Annotated in this window: 23 protein-coding genes and 1 tRNA gene; 15 read left to right on the forward strand and 9 right to left on the reverse strand. The window is 41.2% G+C overall.

Annotation, left to right across the window (positions count from 1 at the left end; genetic code table 11):
* Nucleotides 1-5 precede the first annotated feature (5 nt).
* The 3 genes from lptC to metG all read right to left on the reverse strand — a co-directional run bounded on the left by lptC (nucleotide 6) and on the right by metG (nucleotide 3,816).
* Nucleotides 6-1,163, reverse strand: a complete 1,158-nt coding sequence (gene lptC / locus ACN222_RS01160; protein ID WP_010994408.1) for an LPS export ABC transporter periplasmic protein LptC — start codon at nucleotides 1,161-1,163, stop codon at nucleotides 6-8.
* Nucleotides 1,164-1,418: 255 nt separating this feature from the next.
* A complete protein-coding gene (locus ACN222_RS01165) occupies nucleotides 1,419-2,048 on the reverse strand; it encodes an NYN domain-containing protein (RefSeq protein ID WP_010994409.1) in 630 nt (209 codons plus the stop codon).
* A 175-nt stretch (nucleotides 2,049-2,223) separates the two neighbouring features.
* A complete protein-coding gene (metG, locus tag ACN222_RS01170; protein ID WP_010994410.1) occupies nucleotides 2,224-3,816 on the reverse strand; it encodes a methionine--tRNA ligase in 1,593 nt (530 codons plus the stop codon).
* Nucleotides 3,817-4,195: 379 nt separating this feature from the next.
* Here metG and ACN222_RS01175 point away from each other — a divergent pair, with 379 nt between their 5' ends.
* From ACN222_RS01175 to ACN222_RS01220, 10 genes are all read left to right on the forward strand, one after another.
* On the forward strand, nucleotides 4,196-4,921 hold the full coding sequence (locus ACN222_RS01175) for a lysophospholipid acyltransferase family protein (RefSeq protein WP_010994411.1): 726 nt from the start codon (nucleotides 4,196-4,198) through the stop codon (nucleotides 4,919-4,921).
* Between the two features lie 317 nt (nucleotides 4,922-5,238).
* Nucleotides 5,239-6,069: an alpha/beta fold hydrolase gene (locus ACN222_RS01180; RefSeq protein WP_010994412.1), complete on the forward strand. Its 831-nt coding sequence runs from the start codon at nucleotides 5,239-5,241 to the stop codon at nucleotides 6,067-6,069.
* A 145-nt stretch (nucleotides 6,070-6,214) separates the two neighbouring features.
* Complete coding sequence (locus tag ACN222_RS01185; protein ID WP_010994413.1) at nucleotides 6,215-7,273, forward strand: hypothetical protein; 1,059 nt, start codon at nucleotides 6,215-6,217, stop codon at nucleotides 7,271-7,273.
* Nucleotides 7,274-7,483: 210 nt separating this feature from the next.
* Entirely contained in the window at nucleotides 7,484-8,959 is a 1,476-nt protein-coding gene (locus ACN222_RS01190) for a leucyl aminopeptidase (protein ID WP_010994414.1), read from the forward strand.
* 230 nt (nucleotides 8,960-9,189) lie between these two features.
* Nucleotides 9,190-10,215 carry a phosphate acyltransferase PlsX gene (gene plsX, locus ACN222_RS01195; RefSeq protein WP_010994415.1) on the forward strand — a complete coding sequence of 342 codons (1,026 nt, stop codon included), beginning with the start codon at nucleotides 9,190-9,192 and terminating at the stop codon, nucleotides 10,213-10,215.
* Nucleotides 10,216-10,308: 93 nt separating this feature from the next.
* A complete protein-coding gene (locus ACN222_RS01200; protein WP_010994416.1) occupies nucleotides 10,309-11,301 on the forward strand; it encodes a beta-ketoacyl-ACP synthase 3 in 993 nt (330 codons plus the stop codon).
* A gap of 94 nt (nucleotides 11,302-11,395) precedes the next feature.
* Entirely contained in the window at nucleotides 11,396-12,274 is an 879-nt protein-coding gene (gene fabD, locus ACN222_RS01205) for an ACP S-malonyltransferase (RefSeq protein WP_010994417.1), read from the forward strand.
* A 236-nt stretch (nucleotides 12,275-12,510) separates the two neighbouring features.
* Complete coding sequence (locus tag ACN222_RS01210) at nucleotides 12,511-13,149, forward strand: lysophospholipid acyltransferase family protein (RefSeq protein WP_010994418.1); 639 nt, start codon at nucleotides 12,511-12,513, stop codon at nucleotides 13,147-13,149.
* 96 nt (nucleotides 13,150-13,245) lie between these two features.
* On the forward strand, nucleotides 13,246-14,283 hold the full coding sequence (locus tag ACN222_RS01215) for an AI-2E family transporter (protein WP_010994419.1): 1,038 nt from the start codon (nucleotides 13,246-13,248) through the stop codon (nucleotides 14,281-14,283).
* Nucleotides 14,284-14,424: 141 nt separating this feature from the next.
* Nucleotides 14,425-14,718: a DUF2288 domain-containing protein gene (locus ACN222_RS01220; RefSeq protein WP_010994420.1), complete on the forward strand. Its 294-nt coding sequence runs from the start codon at nucleotides 14,425-14,427 to the stop codon at nucleotides 14,716-14,718.
* 58 nt (nucleotides 14,719-14,776) lie between these two features.
* On the opposite strand, the gene ACN222_RS01225 is transcribed toward ACN222_RS01220, so the two are convergent.
* From ACN222_RS01225 to ACN222_RS01235, 3 genes are all read right to left on the reverse strand, one after another.
* On the reverse strand, nucleotides 14,777-15,280 hold the full coding sequence (locus ACN222_RS01225) for a YdcF family protein (protein WP_044520538.1): 504 nt from the start codon (nucleotides 15,278-15,280) through the stop codon (nucleotides 14,777-14,779).
* A 282-nt stretch (nucleotides 15,281-15,562) separates the two neighbouring features.
* Nucleotides 15,563-15,636: transfer RNA gene (locus ACN222_RS01230), tRNA-Arg, on the reverse strand.
* 33 nt (nucleotides 15,637-15,669) lie between these two features.
* A complete protein-coding gene (locus ACN222_RS01235; RefSeq protein WP_044520539.1) occupies nucleotides 15,670-16,746 on the reverse strand; it encodes a tocopherol cyclase family protein in 1,077 nt (358 codons plus the stop codon).
* A 152-nt stretch (nucleotides 16,747-16,898) separates the two neighbouring features.
* Here ACN222_RS01235 and ACN222_RS01240 point away from each other — a divergent pair, with 152 nt between their 5' ends.
* From ACN222_RS01240 to ACN222_RS01255, 4 genes are all read left to right on the forward strand, one after another.
* Nucleotides 16,899-17,510, forward strand: coding sequence for a J domain-containing protein (locus tag ACN222_RS01240; RefSeq protein WP_044520540.1), 612 nt, complete (start codon nucleotides 16,899-16,901; stop codon nucleotides 17,508-17,510).
* A 140-nt stretch (nucleotides 17,511-17,650) separates the two neighbouring features.
* Complete coding sequence (locus tag ACN222_RS01245; RefSeq protein WP_010994424.1) at nucleotides 17,651-18,565, forward strand: WD40 repeat domain-containing protein; 915 nt, start codon at nucleotides 17,651-17,653, stop codon at nucleotides 18,563-18,565.
* A gap of 494 nt (nucleotides 18,566-19,059) precedes the next feature.
* Complete coding sequence (locus tag ACN222_RS01250) at nucleotides 19,060-19,716, forward strand: hypothetical protein (RefSeq protein WP_010994425.1); 657 nt, start codon at nucleotides 19,060-19,062, stop codon at nucleotides 19,714-19,716.
* 345 nt (nucleotides 19,717-20,061) lie between these two features.
* Nucleotides 20,062-21,024: an IS110 family transposase gene (locus tag ACN222_RS01255; protein ID WP_010994426.1), complete on the forward strand. Its 963-nt coding sequence runs from the start codon at nucleotides 20,062-20,064 to the stop codon at nucleotides 21,022-21,024.
* Nucleotides 21,025-21,113: 89 nt separating this feature from the next.
* Here ACN222_RS01255 and ACN222_RS01260 read toward each other — a convergent pair whose 3' ends face one another.
* The 3 genes from ACN222_RS01260 to ACN222_RS01270 form a co-directional block, all read right to left on the reverse strand.
* Nucleotides 21,114-21,317, reverse strand: coding sequence for a hypothetical protein (locus ACN222_RS01260; RefSeq protein WP_231865503.1), 204 nt, complete (start codon nucleotides 21,315-21,317; stop codon nucleotides 21,114-21,116).
* Nucleotides 21,318-21,925: 608 nt separating this feature from the next.
* Entirely contained in the window at nucleotides 21,926-22,753 is an 828-nt protein-coding gene (locus ACN222_RS01265; protein WP_010994427.1) for a metallophosphoesterase, read from the reverse strand.
* A 361-nt stretch (nucleotides 22,754-23,114) separates the two neighbouring features.
* Complete coding sequence (locus ACN222_RS01270; protein ID WP_010994428.1) at nucleotides 23,115-23,945, reverse strand: metallophosphoesterase; 831 nt, start codon at nucleotides 23,943-23,945, stop codon at nucleotides 23,115-23,117.
* 398 nt (nucleotides 23,946-24,343) lie between these two features.
* Between ACN222_RS01270 and ACN222_RS01275 the strand changes: the two genes are divergently transcribed.
* Complete coding sequence (locus ACN222_RS01275; protein WP_010994429.1) at nucleotides 24,344-26,233, forward strand: cation:proton antiporter; 1,890 nt, start codon at nucleotides 24,344-24,346, stop codon at nucleotides 26,231-26,233.

Genomic DNA, 26,233 nt, shown 5'->3' on the forward strand with positions numbered 1-26,233 from the left:
TAGTACTAATTCCTCGTGCTTGGTTCTTGTGGAATAATCTCTGTAACTACGCGATCGCCAGAATTTCCACCTTTAACTACTATATTTTCCGTATCCAGATTACCAACAGCAGTTTCACCTTTAAATGTTAGGGCTGGATCAACTTGTCGATAAACTACATTACCTTGGGCTTCTACGAGTTTTCTGTCAAGATACCATGTTAGTTTTTGAGAGTTGAGAGTCTGACGACGTTTCCCTACGGCATTCACATTACCTGTTAAATAAGCTGTTTTTTGCGGTATTCTCATTTCTCCCTGATTAGCGGTCACCGTTAGGTTTTCCACACGTTGGAATATGCGGATGGGGGATTTGGTCGTGACTATTTCCGTATTCATATTCCAATTCATCGAGTTACTAGTTATTTGGGCTGGGGGTTCTAGTAAATCTATTTGGGCATTTTTATTAATTGTGGCAATCTTGGTTTTTAAGTTTATTTCCGCAGAGTTACCCCGGCCGCGATCGCTAATTTGGTTGTTTTTGTAGCGGTCAATTTGAATTGGGCGATCGCCTATTAATTTTTGCTCTTGAATCTGCCAAATCAAATGTTCAGTACGCATTTGCATTTGGGGATCAGCAGAGTTAGCAACCACTTGGCCAGAAAATTCCATTCGTTGTTCGCGGGTTTTTACTCTAGCTTCTTGAGCTACTGCTTGTACTTGTTTGTGAGTACCATTAATTTTATTGCGGACAATCAATAAATCTTCTTGAGGTCGCCATTCCAATTCATTGCCATATAAAACAATACCATTTTTGGGATCTGTAGCCACTATTTTCCCTTTGAGAAACAATTGCTTACCATCTTGTTCGATGTCAGCTTTCTCAGCTTTGACTTGATAAACTACTTTGCCATCTTGATAAAGTTCTCCATAGGGACTTTCCGCTTCACCTATTTGTTTTTCTTTGGTATATTGCGCCTGTTTTGCTTTAACTCTCCAGACGGGTCTACCAACTTCATCTGCTTGTTCTAAGATGACATCAAAGAAGGTCAAATTACTATCTCGGTTAGCCGGATCAGAATTATTTGATTGAGTATTATTGGGAGCTTTAACCCCACAAGCTACTAAAGTAATAATTAAAAAAATAGTCAAAGGCAGGTGATACCAATTTATTTTCTTGAATATCATGTCTATTTAAATAATTGTATGGTCTGTTGAAGTTGGTATAAGGGTGTAAGGGTATAGGGGTGTAGGGGTATAAATGTTTGAAACCCTTACACCCCTATACCCTTCTCCAAGCTCTTGATCTTTCGTGTTCATGCGTAAGTCCTATTTAAAATCAAAGCTAACTGCTATCAAAAACAGAAGCGGGGGGAAGTTTTTTTGATTCCCCCCGTTGGTTAAAGTTTATACTTTTTTGTTTTCTAGCTTGTGAAAAGGTCATTAATCCTGCATTTCTAGGTGTCCGTCGCTATCTCTGGGATCATCTAAAAAACCCATGCTAGATAAAGGTCGATAAGGATAGCTTTGACGGGGAGTTTTCTGGATATCTTCTTTGATAGCCTCTAAATCAATGTAGCGATCGCTCACATTAATTAAGCTATCACTAGTCATAGAGCGTAAGCTCACAACTTCTACCCGCACGCCGCGATAACTAACAGAATTGACCGCATAAGCCAGATCCCCATCGCCACTAACTAGCACAGCTGTATCGTAAGAATCGACCAAAGCCATCATATCTACAGCTATTTCTACATCTAGGTTGGCTTTTTTGGAGCCATCTGGCAACTGCACCAAATCTTTAGCAATGACGCGGTAGCCATTACGGCGCATCCACAACAAAAACCCTTGCTGCTTTTCATTAGTTCTGTCTACACCGGTATAGAAAAAAGCCCGCAACAATCGAGAACCACCAGTCAGACGACATAGCAATTTCGTGTAATCTATTTCAATTCCTAATTGCAAAGCAGCGTAGAATAGATTTGACCCATCAATAAAAATGGCGACCCGTCCTCGATTTTCTAAAACTTGTTCTGGTGTAAATATTGAATCATTTTCCAAGTTATTCAACATTGATGTCATACCTCAATTTTATTCTTGTTATTTCTGATACTAATTATCAACTTTGATTTTTTAGATCGACTTATGATAATTTTTCGGGGCGAATATACAGTTCAGCCCCGTTGATTTTCTGGGAAAACAATTAAGAAATCGAACTGAATTAGCTTTAAGCAAAAATTAAAAGCAATTAAACGTTTTTTGTTTGTTCTATGCGCTTAAAAATGGGTTGGGGTTGACCCAACTGCTGTTTATTAGATAGCAAACCCCATTGTGCATGAATCGCAAAAGGAGTAATATCAGTTTGTTCGTTAAAGTTGATCCCAAAGCCCAGTTGCTGATAGATATTGCTACTGATATTGGGAATCACGGGAGAAAGAAGATAGGCGGCTAGTCTCACAGATTCTAAAACAGTGTACAGTACTGTTTCTACTTCCTGTTGTCGTTCTTGTTTATATAACGACCAAGGGGCTTGATCATCAATAAACTTATTACTGGCTTGCACCAGTGAAAGCACGACCCCACAAGCTTGATTAAAAGCTAACACTTCGTAGGCTTGTTTGACCTTTGCTCCTAAATCTACACCCAATGCTTTCAATGTATTTTCCGCAGGAATATCTTCATTGGTAATCGATAAAGCATAATTAGCGCAGTATTTTTTCACCATGTTCAGGGTGCGATTGAGCAAATTACCTAAGTCATTTGCCAAATCTGCATTTAGCACATGGATGAATCTAACTTCATTAAAGTCGCCATCTTTGCCAAATTCGATTTCCTTAAGGAAGTAATAACGAACTGCATCACTACCATACTGCTGGACTAGTCCTACAGGATCTACGGTATTACCTAGACTTTTACCCATTTTTTGACCATCTTTGGTCAAAAAGCCGTGTCCAAAAACTCTATCTGGTAAAGGTAAGCCAGCAGATAAAAGCATCGCCGGCCAGTAAACAGCATGGAAACGTAAGATATCCTTACCAATCAGGTGCAAGTTAATCGGCCACCATTTTCCTAAGGCATTTTCTAAGGTTGGTTCATCCTCTGGATCTAACAATGCTGTGACGTAAGCTAGCAAGGCATCGAACCAAACATATAAGGTATGCTTTGGATCATTGGGTACTGGAAAACCCCAATCTAGATTTACCCGCGAAATGGAAAAGTCTTGCAACCCTTGGCTAACAAAGTTGAGGACTTCATTACGACGGCTTTCAGGCTGGATAAAATCTGGGTGAGACTGGTAAAACTCTTCTAATTGAGTTTGATATTTCGAGAGACGGAAAAAGTAGTTTTGTTCGTCTCTCCACTCAACTTCTTTATTAACATGGATAGGGCAGCGATTTCCTTCTAATAATTCCCTTTCTTCTTTAAATTCCTCACAAGATACACAGTACCAGCCTTTTTGCTGTCCTTGGTAGATGTCGCCAGCCTCCCACACCCGTGCAAAAAATTCGTCTACAATGGCTTTGTGACGCACAGCCGTAGTTCGACTAAAGCGATCGTATTGAATATTCAACAACCGCCACAAACTCATAAAGCTGGGGACAATTTCGTCACAAAACTCTTGCGGGGCTTTTCCTAAACTCTCGGCTGAACGCTGAATTTTCTGCCCATGCTCATCTGTACCTGTTATCAGCAGCACATCACGCCCTAATAACTTCTGAAACCTCGCCACTGCGTCTGCGGCCATTGTTGTGTAGGCACTACCAATGTGAGGAACATCGTTTACATAATACAGAGGTGTTGTCAGTGCAAATGTTTTTTCTGCTTTATTCACTAGATTCATGGAAAATAAAAAATTAACTTATAAAAACGTTTTATATCTTAACTTCTATCAACAAATTCACGCAATTATACGATAATAGCTCCTTTTGCTGAAATAACACTTTAATATTAGCAAATTTACCATCCAAAGTATTATTTTGTAATACCTATGAATCCAAATAATCCTAAACAAAAGACTGAAATCAACTATTAATAATTTTGGAGAATGCTTTCATTACATTTATGGTGATGAAGAACACAAATCTCCCAAACTAGAGAATTTTGCGGCTTTTGTGGATAAAACATTTCTACCTTAAGACGGTCAACGCAAGGGTGAAGAAATGTAAAAATTAAATCAAGATAAACTGCGATATTTTCCCAAAAAAACACATTGATCAGGCATGAGTGCAAATAACCCCCTAGATATTTCTCGGATATTCTTAACAACACTCTCTACTAAAATGTTCCGCTATTACGAGGATCGCATTCCCCAAGATGCTAGTTTGTTAATAGTGAGCAATCATCGCAGTTTTATGGATGCACTAACTTTAATGGCGGCTTTATCGAATCCGATTCGTTTTGCTTGTCATCACTATATGGGACAAGTGCCAATATTGCGGGAGATTGTTACAGGACAATTGGGTTGCTTTCCTTTAGAAGAAAATCAACATCGTCAGCAAAGCTTTTTTGTGCAGTCACAAAAGCTACTACAAACAAAACAAATGGTGGGAGTATTTCCTGAAGGTGCTGATCCGATGGTGAAATATACTCCAGCCAATGAAGTAGGGGAATTTCGCCGGGGCTTTGCTCATCTAGCGTTACGTTCTCAAGTCAAGAACTTAGCAGTGTTACCAGTAGCGATCGCTTCCTTAGAAGAGAGTAACACTTCGGCTTTTCCCCTAAAATTATTAAGTTTGTTCGACCCTTCCGAACCATTATTCAATCAATATGGTTGGCATCCCCTGGTAATCTATCATCGAGTGGCTGTCTTAGTCGGTCGTCCTTATTGGATTACAGCCCAACATCACAACCAATATCACGGTAAACAGGCGAAAAATGTTGTGGCTGAACTAACCACACATTGCCATGATGAAATCGCTACTTTACTCGCTCAAGGTTGTTATTAAGTACAACTTACGCAGGAAAAGGAAAAAGCAAGGGTATAGGGGTTTAAGGGTATAGGGGTTTAAGAATAATCAGCCAGTTCTTTAATTTACTAGTAAATAGGATCATAATCGATATAGCAAATCTTTTTTTATGCCTAGATTAATCTCTAGGATCATCATTAATTAATCAAAGTATCTTCAAGGAAGATTTATACAGTACAAGCTATGATTTTAACTGGACTATGAAGCTTCACCCTTGTATTGTCCTATTGATACAAAGTATGAGGTTGACATAGGGTAAAGTTTATAAAAACAGCAAATAGAATTTAAATTTTACAATGCCAGACGTTGAACTAAAGCCGTGTTTCCTAACTCCTAGACGAGTACGACCTGAGTATCCGTTGTTCGTCTATTTGCCAGGAATGGATGGAACTGGTCAATTGTTGCGATCGCAAACGGCGGGGTTAGAAATTGGCTTTGATGTCCGTTGTTTGGCGATCCCCCGCCAAGACCTCACTAGCTGGGATGTCCTCACCAATAATGTCCTAGACTTAATTCATGCAGAATTAGAAAAAAGTTCCCAAAGAGCAGTCTACTTGTGTGGTGAGTCTTTCGGGGGGTGTTTGGCGATGAAAGTAGCCACTAAATCGCCCCACTTATTTAAGCGTCTAATTCTGATTAATTCCGCCTCAGCTTTTAAACTCCGTCCTTGGTTGGATGGGCTGTCTCAAATGGTGCAATTAGTCCCTGAATGCCTTTATGATGCGGGCGCACTAGGTTTATTACCATTTTTGGCATCATTGCAGCGTATATCTCGGAATATTCGCCAAGAACTGCTAAAAACCATGCGTTATGTTCCACCAGAGACGGTGCTTTGGCGGTTATCTTTATTGCGAGAATTTGATATCAGTGATGAGAAATTGCGTTCTCTGACTCAAGCAACCTTATTAATTGCCGGTGGAAGCGATCGCCTGTTACCATCCGTTAGTGAAGCTGCGCGCCTAGCAAATATTATCTCTAACTCTCAGAAAGTCGTTCTACCTAATAGTGGACACGCCTGCTTATTAGAGGAAGATGTAAATCTCTATGAAATTCTCCAAGTTCATAACTTTCTAGAAATTAAAAGCCCCAAAATTTCTCATCTCAAAATTCCCCAACAAAAAATTTGATATGTATAATGTTTTTTCTCTGTGTCTCCGTGGTGGAAATATTAAACCCTAGAGATACAGAGAATTGTCCTGGTTGATAGATGTCAAGGCTTGCAATTATCGACTAAAACCAAAACAGAGGGTCTGATAAGGATGATGACAAGCAATGCCAGACAAACCACCCGCAAACATAGAAAAAAATACTAAACCATCTGTAATAGATGCTGTTGCTCAAATTGGGAAAGCAACGGTTAAGCAGACACAAAATTTATTTGAGCAAGGTACTCAAATAACGGGTAACGTCATCAACCATATTAGTGAGAATTGGTTGATTAGAAGAATTTCAGGATTTTTGAATCTTAATTGGCTAATTGGGGCAAGTGACAACGTAGACATAGAAAAAGTTGCTACCTCAGTTAACAAACTCAAACAAAAGTATCCCCAGGAATCACCAAGCCAAATTGCCCACCGCATCATGATGGACAAAGCAGCTAAATCTGGTGGAGTAGGTCTAGCGAGTAGCATTTTACCTGGAGTAGCCGCCGCCTTATTTGCAGTGGATTTAGCTGCAACAATGAAATTGCAGACAGAAATGCTTTATCAGATTGCTGCTGCTTACGGACTTGATTTGAAAGATCCTGCTCGAAAAGGGGAGCTTTTGACAATTTTTGGTTTAGGACTGGGTGGAAATCGCCTCCTGAAAGCAGCCGGATTAGCCCTACTACGTAATATACCCTTTGCTGGTGCGGCGATCGCTGCCAGTTCCAATGCCACACTCAGCTATTCTTTAGGATATGCAGCTTGTCGATTTTACGAAGCCAAGTTAGACGCTGCAACATCCATCAATTCTCCAGAAACATTGTCAAACTTAAAAGCCGAGAGCGAGAAATATTTAGAAAAAGCGATCGCTCAAGAAGCCATCATGGATCAGATATTAGTTCACATGATCCTCGCCAGCCATCCAGAGAAAACTTGGGAAGAAATCTTACCAGACTTGCAAGTTGCCAACCTCAGCCCCACATCCTTAGCAGCCATCAAGCAAAATATCAAATCACCCCAACCATTCGAGCAACTGCTGAACCAGTTAAATCGTGATTTTGCCGTCCCCTTACTAGCTCGTTGTCGCAAAATTGCCGAACTAGACCATCAGAGTGAACCAAGAGAGCTAGAAATAATCAATGCGATCGCCAAGAAATTTGATATTAGTCACGAATTAGGGGTGTAAGGGTGTAGGGAATCCCATCAATAGTAATTAATTCTTCCCCTTGATCCTTGTTTTTCTGATTCCTTATCTCTTCCTAATCCCCATTACCCCTTATCCCCAGAGGGGGCCCCACCTTCCCCAGTCCCCAGTCCCCAATCCCCCCTATCCTGAAACAAAAATTTTGAGCAATACTGGTACAGGAAGGCATATATACATAGACAAGACCCCAACATGGCAATTCAACTGAGTGATAAGCCTCTGCTAGAATGGGCAGGCGATACTTTGGCGATCGCATTATTTGAAGATGCAGTCGAGTTAACTGGTGAACTAGGAAGTTTAGATGAAAAGTTTGCCGGCATCTTAAAAGAGCTAATTACTGAAGAAGAGTTTACAGGCAAAGCCAACAGCACGGTTTTTACTCGTGTGAGTTCTAATATCCCAGTACGGAAAATAATTTTGGTGGGTTTAGGCAAAACTGAAGCCTTCAAAATAGAAACCTTAAGACGTGCGGCGGCGGCTGTAGGTAAAGTAGGCAAAAAACAAAAAAGCAAAGTTATCGGACTGAGTTTTCCTTTGTGGAATAATGACCCTACGGCCTCAGCTCAAGCAATTGCTGAAGGCTTGCAGTTAGCACTCTATCAAGATAATCGCTTTAAATCAGACCCAGAAGACAAAGGTTCTCAAGTCGAAACAGTAGAATTACTTGGTTTTGCCGGACAAGAAGCGGCAATTAACCGAGCAAATCAAATCGTTTCTGGGGTAATCTTGGCTCGCCAGTTGGTAGCAGCACCAGCAAATAGTGTCACACCAATTACAATGGCAGAAACGGCTCAACAGATTGCCCAAGATTATGGTTTACAAATAGAAATTTTAGAGCAGGAAGATTGCGAAAAACTAGGCATGGGTGCATTTTTAGGAGTTGCCCTCGCCTCAGATTTACCACCTAAATTTATTCACTTAACTTACAAACCAGAAGGCACACCCAAGCGCAAACTAGCAATTGTGGGTAAAGGTCTAACCTTCGATTCCGGTGGACTCAACATTAAAGGCGCTGGTAGTGGTATCGAAACCATGAAAATTGATATGGGAGGTGCAGCAGCTACCTTAGGCGCAGCCAAAGCCATTGCCCAAATCAAACCAAATGTAGAAGTTCACTTCATCTCAGCCGTGACCGAAAACATGATTAGCGGTAAGGCTATGCACCCAGGAGACATCCTGACTGCATCCAATGGCAAAACCATCGAAGTAAACAACACCGATGCCGAAGGGCGTTTAACCCTAGCAGATGCCCTAGTCTATACCGATAAATTGGGATTAGATGCGATCGTAGATCTAGCAACCCTCACCGGTGCCAATGTCATTGCTTTAGGTGATGACATTGCTGGTTTGTATACTCCCGATGATGCCTTAGCAGGGCAACTAGAGCAAGCCGCTAGTGAATCAGGGGAAAAGATTTGGCGGATGCCATTAGAAGAAAAATATTTTGAAGGACTAAAATCTGGCATTGCCGACATGAAAAACACCGGGCCTCGTCCTGGTGGTTCCATCACTGCTGCTTTGTTTCTCAAGCAGTTTGTCAAAGATACCGCGTGGGCGCACTTAGATATTGCCGGGCCAGTTTGGGCGGACAAAGAAAACGGCTACAACGGCCCAGGTGCTACTGGTTATGGTGTCAGGCTGTTAGTAGATTGGGTATTGAGTGAGTAGGGGGGGTAGGGGTATAGGGGTGTAGGGGTATAGGGGAAGGAATAATAAATTTCTTTTCCCTCACACCCTTACACCCTTACACCCTCACACCCTCATACACAATGTGCTATCTTGGGCTTGCCGCTAAAACTTGTTGCAATTGTCACAAGAGAGATGCGGTGGTGAGAAAGTTAAGATTTTTCAGCCAAGCCATCTGGTAAAATTTGTAAGGTTTCTAGAAGCTTTGAGCAATGGGATCGACTTGCGTACGGATAGCAATTGACGCAATGGGAGGGGATCACGCACCCAATGAAATCGTAGCTGGCGCTGTGCGAGCAAGCGAAGAATTGGGTGTGAAAGTACTGTTGGTAGGTGATCCCCAACAAATTGCATCTGCCTTGCCACCAAAAACTAATTTGGAGAGGGTGGAGATCGTTCCTGCTGAGGAAGCGATCGCAATGGATGAGGAGCCTTTGAACGCGGTAAGACGCAAGCGCAAGGCTTCTATTAATGTGGCGATGGATTTAGTCAAGCGAGAGCAGGCGGATGCCATATTTTCGGCTGGCCATTCTGGTGCAGCTATGGCATCAGCTTTACTACGCTTGGGACGATTACCTGGAGTTGACCGCCCGGCGATTGGTACAGTGTTTCCCACAATCAAAGCTGGCAAACCTGTATTGATATTAGATGTGGGAGCCAATGTAGACTGCCGCCCTAAGTTTTTAGAGCAGTTTGCTGTGATTGGGTCAATTTACAGCCAGTATGTCTTAGGGACAGGGGAACCCAAGGTGGGTTTGTTGAATATTGGCGAGGAAGATACCAAAGGCAATGAATTAGCCTTACGTACTCACCAACTATTAAAGGACAATTCCAATATCAATTTTATTGGGAATGCCGAAGGGAGAGATGTACTTTCCGGCGAATTTGACGTGATTGTGTGTGATGGCTTTGTCGGCAATATTTTACTCAAATTTGCGGAGGCGATCGGCGGTGTAATTCTGCAAATCCTCCGGGAAGAATTGCCCCAAGGTTTACACGGTCAAATCGGTACAGCCATCTTAAAACCCAACCTGAAGCGCATTAAGCAGCGCATGGATCACGCAGAACACGGTGGTGCTTTGCTGTTAGGGGTATCAGGTGTTTGTCTAATCGGTCACGGTAGCTCTCAAGCTCCTTCAGTATTTAATGCCATTCGCATGGCCAAAGAAGCTGTAGATAATCAAGTGATGCAACAACTGCAATCCCAGTATGAAATTCTACACAGCACCAGCGATTAGCATTAGTTCTGCGGGTTATTAGTCAAAAGTAAATGACTAATGACTAATGACTAATGACTAATGACTAATAACTGATAGCTTGGGAGACTAGGAGTGCAAAACTTAGGCATCGCAATTACCGGGAGTGGTTCAGCAGTACCTGAAACTTCCCTTCACAACGAAGAATTAAGCCAACTGGTAGAGACATCAGACGAGTGGATCAGCACCAGAACCGGAATCCGCCAACGGCGTTTAGCCCTACCGACTGAATCATTAAGCAGTCTGGCGGCGGCGGCTAGTAGACAGGCGATCGCCTCGGCTGGCATTACAGCATCTGATATAGATTTGATTTTACTGGCAACTTCCACACCTGATGATTTGTTTGGTACTGCTACTAAAATCCAGGCTGAATTGGGAGCTAATAAAGCCGTAGCCTTTGATTTAACCGCCGCCTGTTCCGGCTTTGTCTTCGGTCTAGTCACAGCAGCTCAATTTATCAGAACTGGCGTATATCAGAATGTACTGTTGATCGGGGCTGATATTCTCTCCCGTTGGGTAGATTGGCAAGACAGACGTACTTGCGTGTTGTTTGGTGATGGTGCTGGGGCAGTTGTCTTGCAGGCGAACTCAAGCGATCGCTTATTGGGATTTGCCCTCAAAAGTGATGGGACACAAAACCATTATCTCAACCTAGCTTATCAAGGCACTGCCAAAGAAATTCTCCCCAATGTCAAGATTACTCAAGGCACATATCAACCCGTAACCATGAACGGCAAAGAAGTTTACCGCTTTGCCGCTCAAAAAGTCCCAGAAATCATTGATAAAGCTCTATTTGAGGCTCAACTAACTGTTGACCAAATCGATTGGCTACTACTACATCAAGCAAATCAACGCATTCTTGATACTGTAGCTCAACGCCTAAATATTCCTGCACACAAAGTAATTAGTAATCTCGCTAATTACGGCAATACCTCCGCCGCTTCCATCCCCCTAGCCCTAGATGAAGCCGTGCGAGAAGGTAAAATAAAACCAAACGATATCATTGCTACATCCGGCTTTGGAGCGGGTCTAACATGGGGTGCAGCAATTTTCCAATGGGGAAGATAATCAATTAAAAATTCAAAATGCAAAATTCAAAAATTGGATTGTTCATTTTGAATTTTTAATTTTGAATTTTGAATTAGAGCGAAGCGACTGACAAATGACAAAAACCGCATGGGTGTTCCCCGGACAAGGTTCTCAAGCACTGGGGATGGGAACAGACTTACTAGATATACCAACTGCCAAAGAAAAATTTGCTCAAGCTGAAGCAATCTTAGGCTGGTCTGTAAGCGAAATCTGCCAAAACGAAGAAAAATTATCACAGACACTCTACACCCAACCCAGTCTTTATGTAGTAGAGAGTATCCTTGCAGACCTGACAAAAGAACGGGGACACCAGCCAGATTTAGTTGCTGGTCATAGTTTAGGAGAATACATCGCCCTTTACGTTGCCGGCGTTTTTGAGTGGTCAGCTGGTTTAAAACTAGTCAAGCGACGAGCTGAACTCATGGATAGCGCCGCAGGCGGCATGATGGCGGCTATGATGAATTTTGACCGCGAACAGTTGGAAACAGTAATTTCCCAGACTCCTGATGTGGTGCTAGCAAACGATAATAGTCCGGCGCAAGTTGTTATATCCGGTACTCCAGAAGCTGTGCAGACAGTTATGTCTCAAGTCAAAGCCAAGCGTGCTGTCCCGTTGAAAGTTTCGGGAGCATTTCATTCACACCTCATGAATACGGCTGCTGTAGAGTTCCAAGAAATTCTGGAAACTGTAGAATTTCAACAGGCTAGTGTACCCGTATTATCAAACGTCGAGCCAGCGCCGGCTGTTGATGCCGCTATTTTAAAACAACGCCTTAGCCAACAGATGACTGGTTCAGTGCGCTGGCGAGAAATTTCTTTAACATTACCAGCCAACGGCATTGAGAAAGTCGTGGAAATCGGCCCTGGTAATGTACTAACAGGTTTGATTAAACGCACTACTGCTGATTTAATTTTAAAAAACATCCGCAACGCTGCGGAATTACCAAATTAGCGACTGGGGATTAGTTCGATAACGCTGCGAGAGGGTTTCCCTATCTACAAGACGTTACTCAAAAATGTTTCCCTTTCCATCCTTGCCCCCGTTCGGACTTCCCTGCGGGACGCTACGCTTTGGCGCAACCTCTAGCAGGGAAGCCTGCTTCAATCCCCAGTTCAAGACAAAAGTCAAAAGAAAAAATCTTTTGCCTTTTTACTTTTTACTTTTTTATCCCCAACCCCCAAACTCTTATGTCCCGAACCCGCGAACCATTGATTAGTCTGGCACTGTACCATGCCTTTAAGTGGTCAGTTGTCAGCCCGATGTTGCACACTTACTTTCGGGGTCGGATTTATGGTGTGGAAAATGTCCCCCAATCAGGCCCTGTAGTAGTTGTAAGTAATCATGCTAGTTACTTTGACCCGCCCATTGTCTCTAATTGTGTGCGTCGTCCAGTGGCATACATGGCAAAGCAAGAATTATTTGAAATTCCTGTTTTAGCACAGGCGATTAAATTATATGGTGCTTACCCAGTTAGTAGAGGAAGTGCCGATCGCAATGCCATTCGTGCAGCTCTAGAATATCTGGAAAATGGCTGGGCTGTAGGTGTGTTCATGGAAGGTACTCGCACCCCAGATGGTCGCATTAGTGACCCCAAAAGAGGCGCAGCCCTACTAGCAGCTAAAGCGAAAGCGCCGATATTACCTGTATGTTTGTGGGGTTCGGAGAATATTTTACAAAAAGGTTCCTCTGTGCCTCGTGCTGTGCCTCTAACAGTGAGAATTGGGAATTTAATTGATACTCCCAGTTCTACTAATAAAGACGAGTTAGAGTCAATAACCCAAAAGTGTGCCGCCGCCATTAATCAAATGCACGATTTAGGGCGCTGATTATCCAATTGGAGAAAATCTGCTGTAAGTAGGTAGCGATCGCTATTTGATTGTTGTATGTTGAAAATCAATTAATCAAATTTTTTGATACAGTATATGAGCGGTATTGAAGCCAAAAATCTGTGGCATCGATTAAATAATTTGGCACTAGTCCGCTTTTTGCTGTTAGTTGCGGCTGGTTGGGCGATCGTACAGCTTCTAGCTTACTTTGAGACAGTAATTATAATTTTTACTTTTGCAGCTATTTTGGCTTTTTTACTGAGCTATCCAGTGCAATGGCTACGCCGTTTTCTACCCCACAGTGTTGCAGTTGTCGTAGTTTTCCTAATCAGCATAGTGATTTTAGGAGGATTACTCATTACAGTTGGTGTAGCACTTTTATCTCAGGGTCAACAATTAATTGACAGTATATCGGCTTTCTTAACTTCTTTGTTACCTTTTTTGGAAAGAATAGAGAGATTGTTAAGTAACCGCAATCTACAAATAGATTTAAGTGTAATTCAAGAACAATTGCGAACCCAAGCTGTATCAACACTAGTTACCAGTTTAGCAATTGTGCAACAATTTCTCACTAATTTTGTGACATTTATCTTAATTGCCGTCGTAGCTTTTTTCATGCTACTAGATGGTGAAAAACTTTGGAATTTTATTCTCAAAATAGTTCCCCAAAAACGCCGCATTAGATTTACAAATATTATGCGGCGTAGTTTTCTAGGATTTTTTCGCGGTCAGTTATTATTGTGCTTGTTCCTGACAAGTTCAACATTTATTATTTTCTTATTATTACAAGTGCCTTTTGCTTTAATACTGTCTGTAATAGTAGGAATACTAGATATAATTCCTGGTATTGGAGCTACCTTAGGTGTGGGAACAATTACTTTAATTGTCTTATCTCAAGATGTTTGGTTAGCATTAAAAGTCTTAGCCGCTTGCGTAGTTCTCCAGCAAATTCAAGATAATTTGATTTCCCCTCGTATTATGCAAGGATCACTAAATCTCAATCCAGTAGTAGTATTTTTTGCTTTATTAGTAGGTGCTAGAGTCGCAGGTTTATTGGGTGTTTTTATCTCTATCCCAATCACGGGAGTAATTGTATCTTTATTTGAAATTGATGAGATGAAGTCTGAAGTTTAGCCAATAGTCAAGTCGCTTTGCTCCAATTAAAAATTCAAAAAAGGTCATTAGTTATTGATTTTTCCTTCTCCTACGCCATACCCTTTATTCTCATCTTCCATTTAATGTAAAATCGAAAGATGAGGATAAGAATAGAGAATCATGTCAGATTTAAGAACAGAGTTATCAGAAACTATAGATGAATCAGAGTGGGAATGGCTAATTCCCCATGCACAGAGAGACGCAGTGATTTTAATATCACTAGACTTGAACTTGCTAGATGTGGGAGAGGCGATCGCTAGTGATAATATACCTTCAGTTCAACGATGGATTGATGAGCAATTAATTAGTAAACCTTCTCCTCAGCAACTGGGAGAATGGAACACTAATCAGCAAAAGAGATTTAACACCTTGATCATACAGCCCTATGTTCTGGTGCAAGAAATAGCAGCATAGGTTAAGTAACTCCCACTGCTAACGCCATAAAAAAGGTAGGTGGGAGAAAAGGGAACTATTAACGCTTATGTTTTTCATCTGCACCTGTATAACCAGTAGCCACCCATAATAAAGCCCTAGCCCCATCACGCAAAGATTTTTCAATTGGTTCAGGAGAGTTTTCAGAAGGGACTGAGATTGGTTTAAAGGTAATTCCGCGACTACCTAAAACTATTTCGCCAATGATACAGGCGCGGCGCATATGGAAATCAGAGGTAATTAAATAAACGCTTTTAATACCACGAGATTGTAACTCGTCAATTAATGTAGTAAAATTTGTTACAGTATCTACCGCTTCATAGTCTAAGTGTAATCGCTTGGTATCAATACCAGCTTTCTTAAATACCCGTTTAGTGTAGACAGGTGGACTACCTCCAGAAATCCAAATTGGCAAATTTGGGTGCTTACGGGCAAAACTAGCAGTAAACTTTTCTCTTTCTAGATTTCTAGTCGAACCACCTAAAACTATTACGGCTTGGGGTTGTGTGTAGGCGTTTTTAGCTTCTTGGTATCCAAACCACATTAATAGCGGTAAAAATAGCACCGCAAATGAAAATGATTTACCTCTAAACAATAGATTATTCTTCAAGGCTCTATAACTTTGTTTGTTGAGGGCGTTATTTTCTCTCAAAATAAGAAAAATATCTATGTAATTTAGCAGACTTTAGCGAAATTTACCCTGGCAGGGCTACCGTCAAGCTAATTCATCATTTAATGTGTATTAGCACAATTTTTCCACATAATTGGTCATAATCCTATATACAGGATTTCTGACTAATTATTTGATTTAACTATTTTGTGGTGACGGGACTGGTGCGACTTGAACGCACGACCTAGCGCTTAGGAGGCGCTCGCTCTATCCAACTGAGCTACAGCCCCAACTGTGAAGCATATACAATGATAGCAGTAGTTCTAACTAGACTGCCAAGAATTGCTCCAAGAATCACCACCTATTTCTAAACCACAAAGATAACTGTGTGCTTTCAGGATGACTAGAGGATTTTTCCCTCGGATCTGTCGTAACTCTACATCTAGTTTTCCTTGCATAGTGTCTCGACAGCAGTATTGTAAACCCTGGACTGTTGGCGCACGTAGGTCTGTACCGGGTAGATGGGTAGTTCCAGTTAATTCAACCTCATAATCTAAGTTTTTCGCTTTCATTTGCCATCTACCCCAAGGCTGAATATTCCACTCTACTTTTGAGTTCCAAGGAACGAATTCGTAGAATTTGCCTTGATAATGTAACCCAATCATGGCTACAGATTCCATCCACCACAGTACACCGCGTCTACCACCACCAGCAGTTAAAGCTAAGTCAGGTTCGCCATCAAAGCTGTTGCAGTTAAGCCAAAACCATTTTTCAGGAAAAGCACCACCCCAATTTTTTTCCCCGTAAGCTGGCGCATTCTGGAATTGATAGATTTTGCCATTCCAATCAATCCAGCCGGTAGCCAAGCCATGAGCCATCAAAATTTGCCATCCTGGTTCAAAAATCTGTAAAAAGGACAGCCACCCAGCCGTTGATTGCTGGATACCATCTTGATTTCCCCAACCGTATATCGGTTGAATTTCGTAACGCCAACGGCAATAATTACCTGTTGCAGGGTCAGCAATTATGCCTTGATTGATGGTGGCTGTAGCTTGGTATCCTTGCTGTACATGGCGTTCAAACTCTGCTGGTAACAGGTAAATAGGTTTGGTGTTGAGGTTTGTTTCGCCCCAATGACCCAAAGCCAGAACATCTGGACTAGCCCAAAATTTGTTGACATCGGGAAAAGTCCGACAAATATATTCATCATCAGCACCAAGGACTTGAGCTGCACCACCACTGTAGGCTTTACCACCAATGGGGTCTTCGATGGAATACATGAAAGCAAAGGTTTGACCACAGTCTGGTAAAGTTACACGATAATACCAACCTTCAAAGAAACGGCGACTACTACCGTCCCAATGGTATCCGCTATGGGGAGTTTGCAGAGTTTTGAACATTGTAGGCGATCGCACTTAGGTTTTGATTAACGAATTTTTGAAAAAGTCGGGAATCTGGTAATTCACAAGCGATTTTAGAGATTCTATCTCATAAAACCTTTTAAGAGTTTAGTTAAGATAGATTTACGTAGTTATATTTTTTAGTGTGCGCGATGTCTAACGACAAGCCGCGAGATGGTTTACAACTTGATATCAGTCATGCTTATGAAATTCTCGGTTTAAAACCTGGTGCATCGCAGGTGGAAGTAAAGCAAGCTTATCGGAAGCTAGTTAAAATTTGGCATCCCGATCGCTTTGTTGATAACGAGCAAAAACAGCAAGCCGAGACAAAAATTAAACGAATCAACGCCGCTTACAACAGAGTTAAGTCGGTGACACCAACTGTTGAGAAGCCAGCTTCAGCTACGCCTTCACCGAAAAAGCCTGTAAAAGCATCTGTTAATCGTTGGGGTGCAGAAACTTTCTACAACTGGGGTGTAGAAAGTGTAGACAAAAAAGAATATGAAGAAGCGATCGCCTATTTTACCCAAGCAATTCGCCTCAATCCCAGCTACATTGCAGCTTACAAATACCGAGGATTCATTTGCTCTGAATTGGGATATGAATATAGAGCTACTTCCGATTTAAATAAAGCCGCACAGTTAGAAGGGAAAATTCCCAAAGCTGCTTACGTCTCATCGCCAAGATATAAAACCAAGCCTAAATCTTGGCTCGCAAGATTATGCCAGAAAATTAAAAGGCTACTAAAGCTAAATAGATATTGAGTAATAATTCAGGATTCATAAAACAACAGTAGGTATTTTTATAAAGTTACTAAAATTTAAGTTTGTCCTCCTGTGACAATTACTGCTCATGATGAGCAATACTGGATTAAGCCAAATAATTTATTTTTAACGACCTATTCATGCAGGACTTAATATTTGTACGAACCCTCAAGGGTCATTCAGATAAGGTTATGTCCGTTATGTTCAGTCCCGATGGGCAGAGATTAGCTAGCGGTAGTGCTGACAAAACTGTAAGAGTTTGGAATTTAGCTAATGAAGAAACCCTCATTCTTAAAGGACATGGTAAATCGTCTTGGTCTGGAGGAGTTAATTCTATTGCTTTTAGCCCCAACGGCAAGACCTTAGCTAGTGCTAGCGATGACAAAACTATTAAATTATGGGATGTCAATACAGGAGCAGAAATCATTGCTTTTACAGGACATGAAGAAGCAGTTTACTCTGTTAGCTTTAGTCCAGACGGTAAAACTTTAGTTAGTGGTAGTAAAGATAAAAGTGTCAAACTTTGGTCACTAGCAACAGGAAGAGAACTATATTCACTTAAAGGACATTTAGATGATGTTTTATCTGTTGCTTTTAGTCCAGATGGTCAGGTTGTAGCTAGTGGCGGTGCTGGTAATGATAAAACAATTAAAATTTGGCATCTAGCTAAACAAAAAGTTCAGACTATCACTGGGCATTCCGAATGGTTTGGAGGTATTAATTCTCTTGCATTTAGTCCCGATGGTAATATTTTAGCTAGCGGTAGTTGGGACAAAAATATCAAGCTATGGCAATGGCAAAATAGTGAAGAAATCTGTACCCTAACAGGTCATTCTGATCACGTTTGTTGTGTATCTTTTAGTCCAAATGGTAATATTTTAGCTAGTGCCAGCAAGGATAAGAGTATTAAGTTGTGGCAAGTAGATACTAGAAGTATAATAAGTAGTTTCATAGTACATGAAGAGTCAGTTTATTCTCTCGCATTTAGCCCAGATGGACAGACTTTAGCCAGTAGTAGCGGAGATAAGATTATCAGGATTTTACCTTGTCCTTAGGGGTTGATTACTACGTCAAGCAAGTAACTGCTTCTCGTTTTATACGTAAGTTCCATACGATGAAAATTCCGAATGCACAGATATTATTGGTTTAGACAGATACCAGAATTTAACACTGGTGAGTTTTTTATTGATTATTAGTAATTATCTATCGCACTTATAATATCAGTAGTTAATATTACAAATCCATAACAACTAATTCCAGCATCAATCAATATATTATCTGATAAAAAAATCGCTAATGCGGGAAAATTACTAGATATTTATTTCAATAAGTAGAAAAATCTAGCAAAACCCCACCTATATTCATTCTTCCGATGTATTGAGCTTTCACCTCAAGGTAGATCCGTTAGTCAAAGCTGAGAAGTTATTCTGAGGATATTTAAAACAGAGTTACAAATCAAACACGAAATATATCAAGCATTAGTAAGTTATTTCATATTTACTGAAACTTGATCTTGCCAATATGAAAAGAAGGAGCGTAATCGAAAACTATGACTAATCCTAACGAGCGTGAAACTTATAACAAAAGTGTTAACCGTGATGTTTACACTGATAGTAATGGTAATACTCACACTAACGTAACAAGAACGACTGAAACACCAAATAATTCTTACCGTAATGGTTATGTCAATGGACGTAATATTGAACGTAACTATCAAGTAGAACGTGATAATGAAAATGCTGCCAATGGGCTGATTCTTGGTATCTTATTGACCTCCTTAGTCGGTTTGATTGCTGGCGCATTTTGGTACTTTAATCAAAACGACGCAGCCGTTGAAACTACCACACCAGTGGAGACTTCTTTACCTGCTAGCGCTAGTCCTAGCCTATCGCCTCAACCACAACAAACAACAATTATTGAAAGAACCAGAGAAGTTCCTGTTGTCATTCCCCAACAACAAGTCCCACCTTCAACAACAAATTCTCAGCCACAGGTTAATGTGACTATTCCACCCCAGCCTTCTGCAAGAGAGACAGCACCTGCTATTACTCCTCAGCCAACTCAAACTAGTACGCCTACTACGAATACACAACCTAGTCCCTCTCCAACGATTACACCTGAAGCTAGAGACCAGTCACAAAGCGGGGTGAATAGTGGTTCTTCTACTGCTGATGATGTTAATCAAAACAGTAATCCTAGTCAATAACAACTCGATTATCGGTATTTAGAGGGACACAGTAACGCTGGCTGTATCCCTTTCCTAATATACAAGGGTGCGTCAGTATGAATAACTTCCGACTATAGCTAGGTTCTATCGCACTGACGCACCCTTGTATATTAAAAGAAGTGGTAGACCGTCGCACCCTAGGTCATTAAAGACCGCTTTGTAGCATGGGTCACCACAACAATCTCTTTGACAGAACTCGAACAGTCGCCGGGGTCAAAGCTTTAAACTACTGACATTTAAAGTATACAGTCCGCATCGGGCAAGGATGAGTGAAATCAAGGGGATGAATTAAAAACTTCTTGACAAAATAGTTGAGATTCAAAAATGGAAAACATCTCTGTGTGGGTAGGCATTGACGTGAGCAAAGCGACCCTCGATGTTTATATCCGTCCCATCGGTAAAGCATTGAAGTTTGCTAATACAGAACTAGAAATATTTAATTTAGTTGAACAATTAAAATTTTATGATTTGAACCTCATCGTACTAGAAGCAACCGGAGGATTAGAAACAGAACTGGTCATTCAACTACAGGCAGCAATGCTACCAGTAGCATTAATCAATCCACGTCAAGGACGAAATTTTGCCAAAGCCACTGGTAAACTCGCCAAAACAGATGCTATCGATGCACAAATATTGGCACACTTTGGGGAAGCAATGAAACCTCAAGTGTTAAACATTGAGTCACAAGCATCTCGTCAATTAGGAGAATTAATTAGTCGTCGAAGACAATTAGTTGAGATGCAAACTGCTGAAAAAAATCGACGCTCACGCGCCCGTGGTAAAGCATTGGCAGATATTGAAGCACACATTGAATATCTTGACGAACGTCTCAAACAACTCAATCAAGAAATTGAGCAATTAACTCAAAACAATCAACAATGGATTGAAAAAGTTAATTTACTCAAAACTACTCCTGGTATTGGCCAAGTTATTTCGACAACTCTGGTTTCTGATTTGCCAGAACTCGGTCAACTCACTGCCAAACAAATTTCTCGCTTAGTTGGTGTTGCACCTATCAATCATGATAGTGGTCAACACAAAGGTAAGCGCATGATTAATGGCGGTCGCGCTCATGTTCGTGCCACTCTTTATATGGGTGCTGTTGTTGCTATGCGTCATAATCCGGTTATCAAGGCCTTTTATGAGCGTCTTGTCGAACGTGGTAAATCGAAAAAATTAGCTCTCACTGCTTGCGTTCATAAAATGTTAGTCATTTTAAATGCAATGGTTCGGGATAATTTACCTTGGCGTGTTACTGACAACTTACAACCCATTCCCAACGCTTAATCACAATTGACCGTTTTTATACTTGGAAATACTCTCCCTGATGATCCTATTGCCGCATTTGGGTCAATTTTTGATGCTCTTTTTTATCTTCACGGGAAATCCAGCAACTGGGGAAGATTCTGCGGCGAAGCGGAGTGGCTGGTGCGGGCTGCTACCATCTTAGCCAAGAGCCACAAGTCTTTTTGCCCGTACCAGCCACCGCAGAATCTAGCGCAGCGTTCCCCAGTTGCGTCAATGTTCAGAGTCCCGGTTTTTGTTAACGATCGCTTGACTTTCAAGACAGTCGCTACCAAACCATCAATTTCGGATAATTTATTTTTTGGTGTTCCCTAAAACTGGGAAAGTACTGAGATAAGGCAGAAATTTTAAGAAAGATTTCTAAATTATTACAGTAAATCAATGGTATTGAAGTTTAGTAAACAACTAAACCACTAGAAAAAAATGGTGCTACATTAAGAGCAAGGTACAAAAAGGTTAAAAGTTCATTAAAAAATCTTGGACTTAGAGTCTGTACCTCCTCGCTCTAATGTTTTAAGTATTCGCAATCCTAAACTCGTTAGTCGCATCCTCATTGAAAGTGTTTTCTCCTTGAGTGTATTACTTTTTATGGAGGTGTTGAACTTACAGCCAGAAATGCCTGCCTATTGGAATCAAGGATGCACGGTTTTAGGGATATTTGATTGCGGATAATGTCCACCTTAGTTGAGTTGTTTGATTCTGTTTTTTCCTATCTTCTCTGACAATCATATATTTACCAAACCGCCATTTGCTAATGAGATTTCCTATCTTAGCTAATGGCGGTTAATCTTATTAGTAATAAAAATTTGAGTTGATAGAAGAAAGCAAGAGGTAGAAAGTAAAAAAGTTGATTGCAAAACTATTTTTATCAGTCTGTGCCTGGCTAAATTAAGGTAATTACAGTCACTTCTGGCGGACAAAATAAGCGCCCAGGTCGATAAGTTCCTAGTCCACGATTAACATATAGCTGGTTGTTTGTTACTTGATGAAGTCCCTGCGCCCATTCCCAATAGCGTACAACTTTTGAGCAGTCTCCTAGTAAAAATGGCACCCAACGCCGCAGTTTTTTGGGAGCTTTTTTTAGAAGCTTTTTATAATGATAGACAACAGGGCCAATACCAGGAAGAACTATATGTCCACCGTGAGTATGGCCAGATAGTTGCAAATCTACTCGCCATTGTTCCAATATTTTCGCAGTATCTGGGTTATGAGATAAAACAATCCGGGGTGTATTTGGATCGAGTTTGTTCATAACCGATGCAGGATGAAATTCTTTTGACCAATAGTCAGCCAGTCCTACTATTGGTAATTCATTTCCTAAAGGATAAGCAATTTCATTCCACAGAACATTAACACCAATACCTGTTAAAGCCTTCGTTATTGAGGTCTTAGAGTGACTGTAGTGAATATCATGGTTGCCTAGTACAGCAAAAATACCATAACGACTTTGTAGATATTTAAGTCTTAGTGCGAGTTGGTTAATTGGTGCAGGATCATCAGTTACATAGTCACCAGTTAATAGTATTAAGTCTGGTTCAGCTTCGTTAGTAACGGCGATCGCCTCTTCTAACATTTCTTCTGATAGCCGCAAACCATCATAATGAAAATCCGACAACTGTACTAACTTTATACCTTGTAAACTTGGTGAAAGATTAGCAATCTTAACCGTTATTTTATCTACGCTTAAACGTCCTGTAAACAACCAGTGCATAATTTGCTAGAACTCCTCATACCAGCGCCTACAGCTTATCAAAAATAAAACTAATAACTTAAAACTTAAAGAAGCTTACAATAACTCTCATTTAGTATCAAAAACTAGTACCGCAGGGCAGAATTTTTAATTTACAATCAGATTTTTGCTGTAATTGTCTTTGTTTTCAAGGGGTGGCTGATTTATATATGAAAACGAAAAATCAAGGGTTTGGACAGGGGTATAGGGTGTAGGGGTGTAAATGTTTAAAACCCTTACACCTAGTCTCGACAGACAACCTAAGTGCATAAATACTAGCTTATTTACCCGCCGATGAAATGACACCCGATATCTGAGAAGAATCAGGTTTCTATCATCAGAATTACTCAGCTTCCAGTGTAATTACAGTTAACTCTGGAGGACAAAATAAGCGTCCTGGGAGATATGTTCCTAAACCACGATTTACATATAGCTGGTTTTTGCCAATGCGATGTAAGCCTTGTAACCATTCCGCATGACGTACTATAAAATAATCTTTGAAAAACAATGGAAAAAGTCGCCGTATTTTTATTGGTACTCTGCGGACAATTTTCTTGTGATAAGGTAACACAGCCCCAAGGCCAGGAATGACAATTTGCCCTCCGTGAGTATGGCCGGATAATTGCAAATCTACTCGCCAACCTTGTAACATAGCTGCGGTGTCTGGGTTATGGCATAAAACAATGCGCGGTGTGGTGGGTTCTAGTTGGTTAAAAAGCAACTGCGGATTAAATTCCCGATAGTAATAATCAACGATTCCCACTATGGGTAATTCTTCTCCCAAGGGATAGGCGATTTCATTCCACAGAACCTGAATACCAGCTTTCGTCAATGCTTGGGTGATTTCTGTTTTTGAATTTTTTTGATAAAGGTCGTGGTTACCCAGAATGGCGTAGATACCTGCATGACTTTGGAGTTTTTGCAGCCTCTTTGCGAGTTGGTGAATAGGTTGTGGGGTAGTAGTGACGTAATCACCGGTGAGTAAGACTAAATCTGGTTGTACTTGATTGCTAACTGCGATCGCTTCTGCTAACATTTCTTCCGACAGACGTAACCCATCGTAATGAAAATCTGATAGATGCACCAACTTCTTACCTTGTAGCGATGCAGACAAGCCTGCAATATTCACCGTCAATTGTTCTACACTCAACGGGCCAGATAAAAAACGGTGCATAGGATTGGGAATAGGGAATTGGTACTGGAGACTGGAGAACTGGGTAATTTTAGATTTCCGTTTTGGGATGAAAAATCTAAAATTTAAAATCGCAAATCCAAAATTGCCTGGAGATGGGAGGTGAGGATTTGTTACTCAGCACTTACTTTTGAGTACATATTGGACATTCTCAGTTATATTTTCAGTAGCATTGAATCGTTATGATTTTTCCTCCTGTGTCTAATACTAATCTTCCGGTTTTATAGCTAATCAGCTACAAATGGAGTAGTGCAAGTAACTACCTATGAAAAAATCTCTAAATTCATTGAGGTATAAACTGTCTGATGTTGTAACCTGTAAAGATGATATTTACTTTTCTTTACAAAGGATTTTGAAAGAAATCGCTCAAAATCTAAAACATGGAAGCATCATTTGAAGTCACCCTACAGATGGCGATCGCTGTTTTTGCAGGTATCGGCGCTCAAGTCCTAGCGGCTTATTTGCGTGTACCCAGCATCGTCATATTGCTGTTGTTGGGCATTTTGCTAGGTGGTGATGGGGTTGGGTTATTACATCCCCAATTACTCGGTACAGGGCTGGAAGTGATTGTTGCCCTAGCAACGGCAATCATTCTGTTTGAAGGTGGATTGAATTTAGATTTACGCGAATTAGGTAGAGTTTCCCTCAGCTTGCAACGGCTTGTCACCTTAGGGACGCTAATCACCCTCATTGGGGGTAGTATGGCCGCCCATTGGCTGGGTGAATTTCCTTGGAATATAGCTTTTCTCTACGCTTCTATTGTTGTGGTCACAGGGCCGACTGTCATCAGTCCCCTGCTCAAACAAATCAACGTAGACCGGCAAGTGGCGACGTTGTTAGAAGGTGAGGGAGTTCTTATCGACCCAGTGGGAGCTATTTTAGCTTTTGTGGTGCTAGACACTATCGTTAACGGTGATGCAGACCCAGTAAAAGCCATTATCGGTTTAATAATGCGGTTGGGTATTGGTGCAGCCATAGGTGCTGCTGGCGGGTATTTCATGAGTTTGATTTTCAAGCGCGCCAATTTCCTTTCGTCTGAGTTAAAAAATCTAGTGGTTTTGGCTGTGCTATGGAGTTTATTTACTCTAGCGCAGATGATTCGCAGTGAATCGGGTGTGATGACAACTGTCATCGCTGGGGCAGTATTCGCTAACTCTTCAGTACCAGAGGAACGTTCCTTACGCAGCTTCAAAGGTCAACTGACAATTTTGAGCGTTTCTGTACTGTTCATTCTGTTAGCAGCTGATTTATCCATTGCCAGCGTGTTTGCTTTGGGTTGGGGCAGCTTGTTTACTGTATTGGTCTTGATGTTTGTTGTTCGCCCTGTAAATATCTTGTTCTGCACTTGGAACAGTAACTTAAACTGGCGACAGAAACTATTTTTAAGCTGGGTTGCACCTAGAGGGATTGTTTCTGCCTCTGTTGCGCCCTTGTTTGCAATTTTGCTAACTCAGCGTGGGGTCAATGGCGGTGATTCTATCAAAGCTTTGGTTTTCCTCACTATTATCATGACGGTAGTTTGTCAAGGATTAACAGCTGGTTGGGTGGCGAAATTTTTGGGCATCACTTCCCAAGAAGCTACAGGTGCAGTAATTGTCGGTTGTAATCCTTTGAGTTTGTTAATCGCCCGGTTCTTTCAAGAACGGGGGGAAAATGTCGTCTTAATTGATACTGATCCAGATTATATTGCTCAAGCAGAAACGCAAAATCTGCGGGTGATTGCTAGCAGTGCGCTGGATGGAGAGGTATTAGAAGAGGCGGGACTGGCATCGATGGGAACTTTTTTGGCGATGACGAGTAATGGTGAAGTAAACTTCGTTTTAGCCGAAAGGGCAGCCGAGGAATTTAATCCGCCCCGTGTTTTGGCTGTTTTTCCCCGCGATCCTCAGGCGAATGGTTCGGCCAATAATAAAGTCCAACAAGCTTTTGTTTCTGATTTGCCCATTAAGACTTGGAACGAATATCTCAATGATGGACGGGTGAAGTTAGGCACAACTACCTTGAGCGAATCGGAGTTTGCTAGCCAACAGGAACATATTCAAGAGAAAATTCGGAATGGGGTGTTAGTACCGTTGTTAGTAGAAAGGGAAGAACGCTTACAAATTATCCCAGCTAACCAAGAATGGGAAGTAGGCGATCGCATTATCTACCTATTACATGACCCCAGACCGAACTTATTAAAACGCTTATCCGGTGCTAGTCAATCCACACCTCTAGTTTTAGAGACGTTACCAGAGGTGGAAGAAGTACCTTTAGCAAAGGTGCTTTAA

The organism is Anabaena sp. FACHB-595 (assembly GCF_048568275.1).
Lineage (GTDB): Bacteria > Cyanobacteriota > Cyanobacteriia > Cyanobacteriales > Nostocaceae > Trichormus.

What these genes read in the sequence shown, in the direction of transcription:
- lptC (WP_010994408.1), bottom strand. Translation starts at nt 1,163, where the DNA reads ATGATATTCAAGAAAATAAATTGGTATCACCTGCCTTTGACTATTTTT.
- ACN222_RS01165 (WP_010994409.1), bottom strand. Translation starts at nt 2,048, where the DNA reads ATGTTGAATAACTTGGAAAATGATTCAATATTTACACCAGAACAAGTT.
- metG (WP_010994410.1), bottom strand. Translation starts at nt 3,816, where the DNA reads ATGAATCTAGTGAATAAAGCAGAAAAAACATTTGCACTGACAACACCT.
- ACN222_RS01175 (WP_010994411.1), top strand. Translation starts at nt 4,196, where the DNA reads ATGAGTGCAAATAACCCCCTAGATATTTCTCGGATATTCTTAACAACA.
- ACN222_RS01180 (WP_010994412.1), top strand. Translation starts at nt 5,239, where the DNA reads ATGCCAGACGTTGAACTAAAGCCGTGTTTCCTAACTCCTAGACGAGTA.
- ACN222_RS01185 (WP_010994413.1), top strand. Translation starts at nt 6,215, where the DNA reads ATGCCAGACAAACCACCCGCAAACATAGAAAAAAATACTAAACCATCT.
- ACN222_RS01190 (WP_010994414.1), top strand. Translation starts at nt 7,484, where the DNA reads ATGGCAATTCAACTGAGTGATAAGCCTCTGCTAGAATGGGCAGGCGAT.
- plsX (WP_010994415.1), top strand. Translation starts at nt 9,190, where the DNA reads ATGGGATCGACTTGCGTACGGATAGCAATTGACGCAATGGGAGGGGAT.
- fabD (WP_010994417.1), top strand. Translation starts at nt 11,396, where the DNA reads ATGACAAAAACCGCATGGGTGTTCCCCGGACAAGGTTCTCAAGCACTG.
- ACN222_RS01210 (WP_010994418.1), top strand. Translation starts at nt 12,511, where the DNA reads ATGTCCCGAACCCGCGAACCATTGATTAGTCTGGCACTGTACCATGCC.
- ACN222_RS01215 (WP_010994419.1), top strand. Translation starts at nt 13,246, where the DNA reads ATGAGCGGTATTGAAGCCAAAAATCTGTGGCATCGATTAAATAATTTG.
- ACN222_RS01220 (WP_010994420.1), top strand. Translation starts at nt 14,425, where the DNA reads ATGTCAGATTTAAGAACAGAGTTATCAGAAACTATAGATGAATCAGAG.
- ACN222_RS01225 (WP_044520538.1), bottom strand. Translation starts at nt 15,280, where the DNA reads ATGTGGTTTGGATACCAAGAAGCTAAAAACGCCTACACACAACCCCAA.
- ACN222_RS01235 (WP_044520539.1), bottom strand. Translation starts at nt 16,746, where the DNA reads ATGTTCAAAACTCTGCAAACTCCCCATAGCGGATACCATTGGGACGGT.
- ACN222_RS01240 (WP_044520540.1), top strand. Translation starts at nt 16,899, where the DNA reads ATGTCTAACGACAAGCCGCGAGATGGTTTACAACTTGATATCAGTCAT.
- ACN222_RS01245 (WP_010994424.1), top strand. Translation starts at nt 17,651, where the DNA reads ATGCAGGACTTAATATTTGTACGAACCCTCAAGGGTCATTCAGATAAG.
- ACN222_RS01250 (WP_010994425.1), top strand. Translation starts at nt 19,060, where the DNA reads ATGACTAATCCTAACGAGCGTGAAACTTATAACAAAAGTGTTAACCGT.
- ACN222_RS01255 (WP_010994426.1), top strand. Translation starts at nt 20,062, where the DNA reads ATGGAAAACATCTCTGTGTGGGTAGGCATTGACGTGAGCAAAGCGACC.
- ACN222_RS01265 (WP_010994427.1), bottom strand. Translation starts at nt 22,753, where the DNA reads ATGCACTGGTTGTTTACAGGACGTTTAAGCGTAGATAAAATAACGGTT.
- ACN222_RS01270 (WP_010994428.1), bottom strand. Translation starts at nt 23,945, where the DNA reads ATGCACCGTTTTTTATCTGGCCCGTTGAGTGTAGAACAATTGACGGTG.
- ACN222_RS01275 (WP_010994429.1), top strand. Translation starts at nt 24,344, where the DNA reads ATGGAAGCATCATTTGAAGTCACCCTACAGATGGCGATCGCTGTTTTT.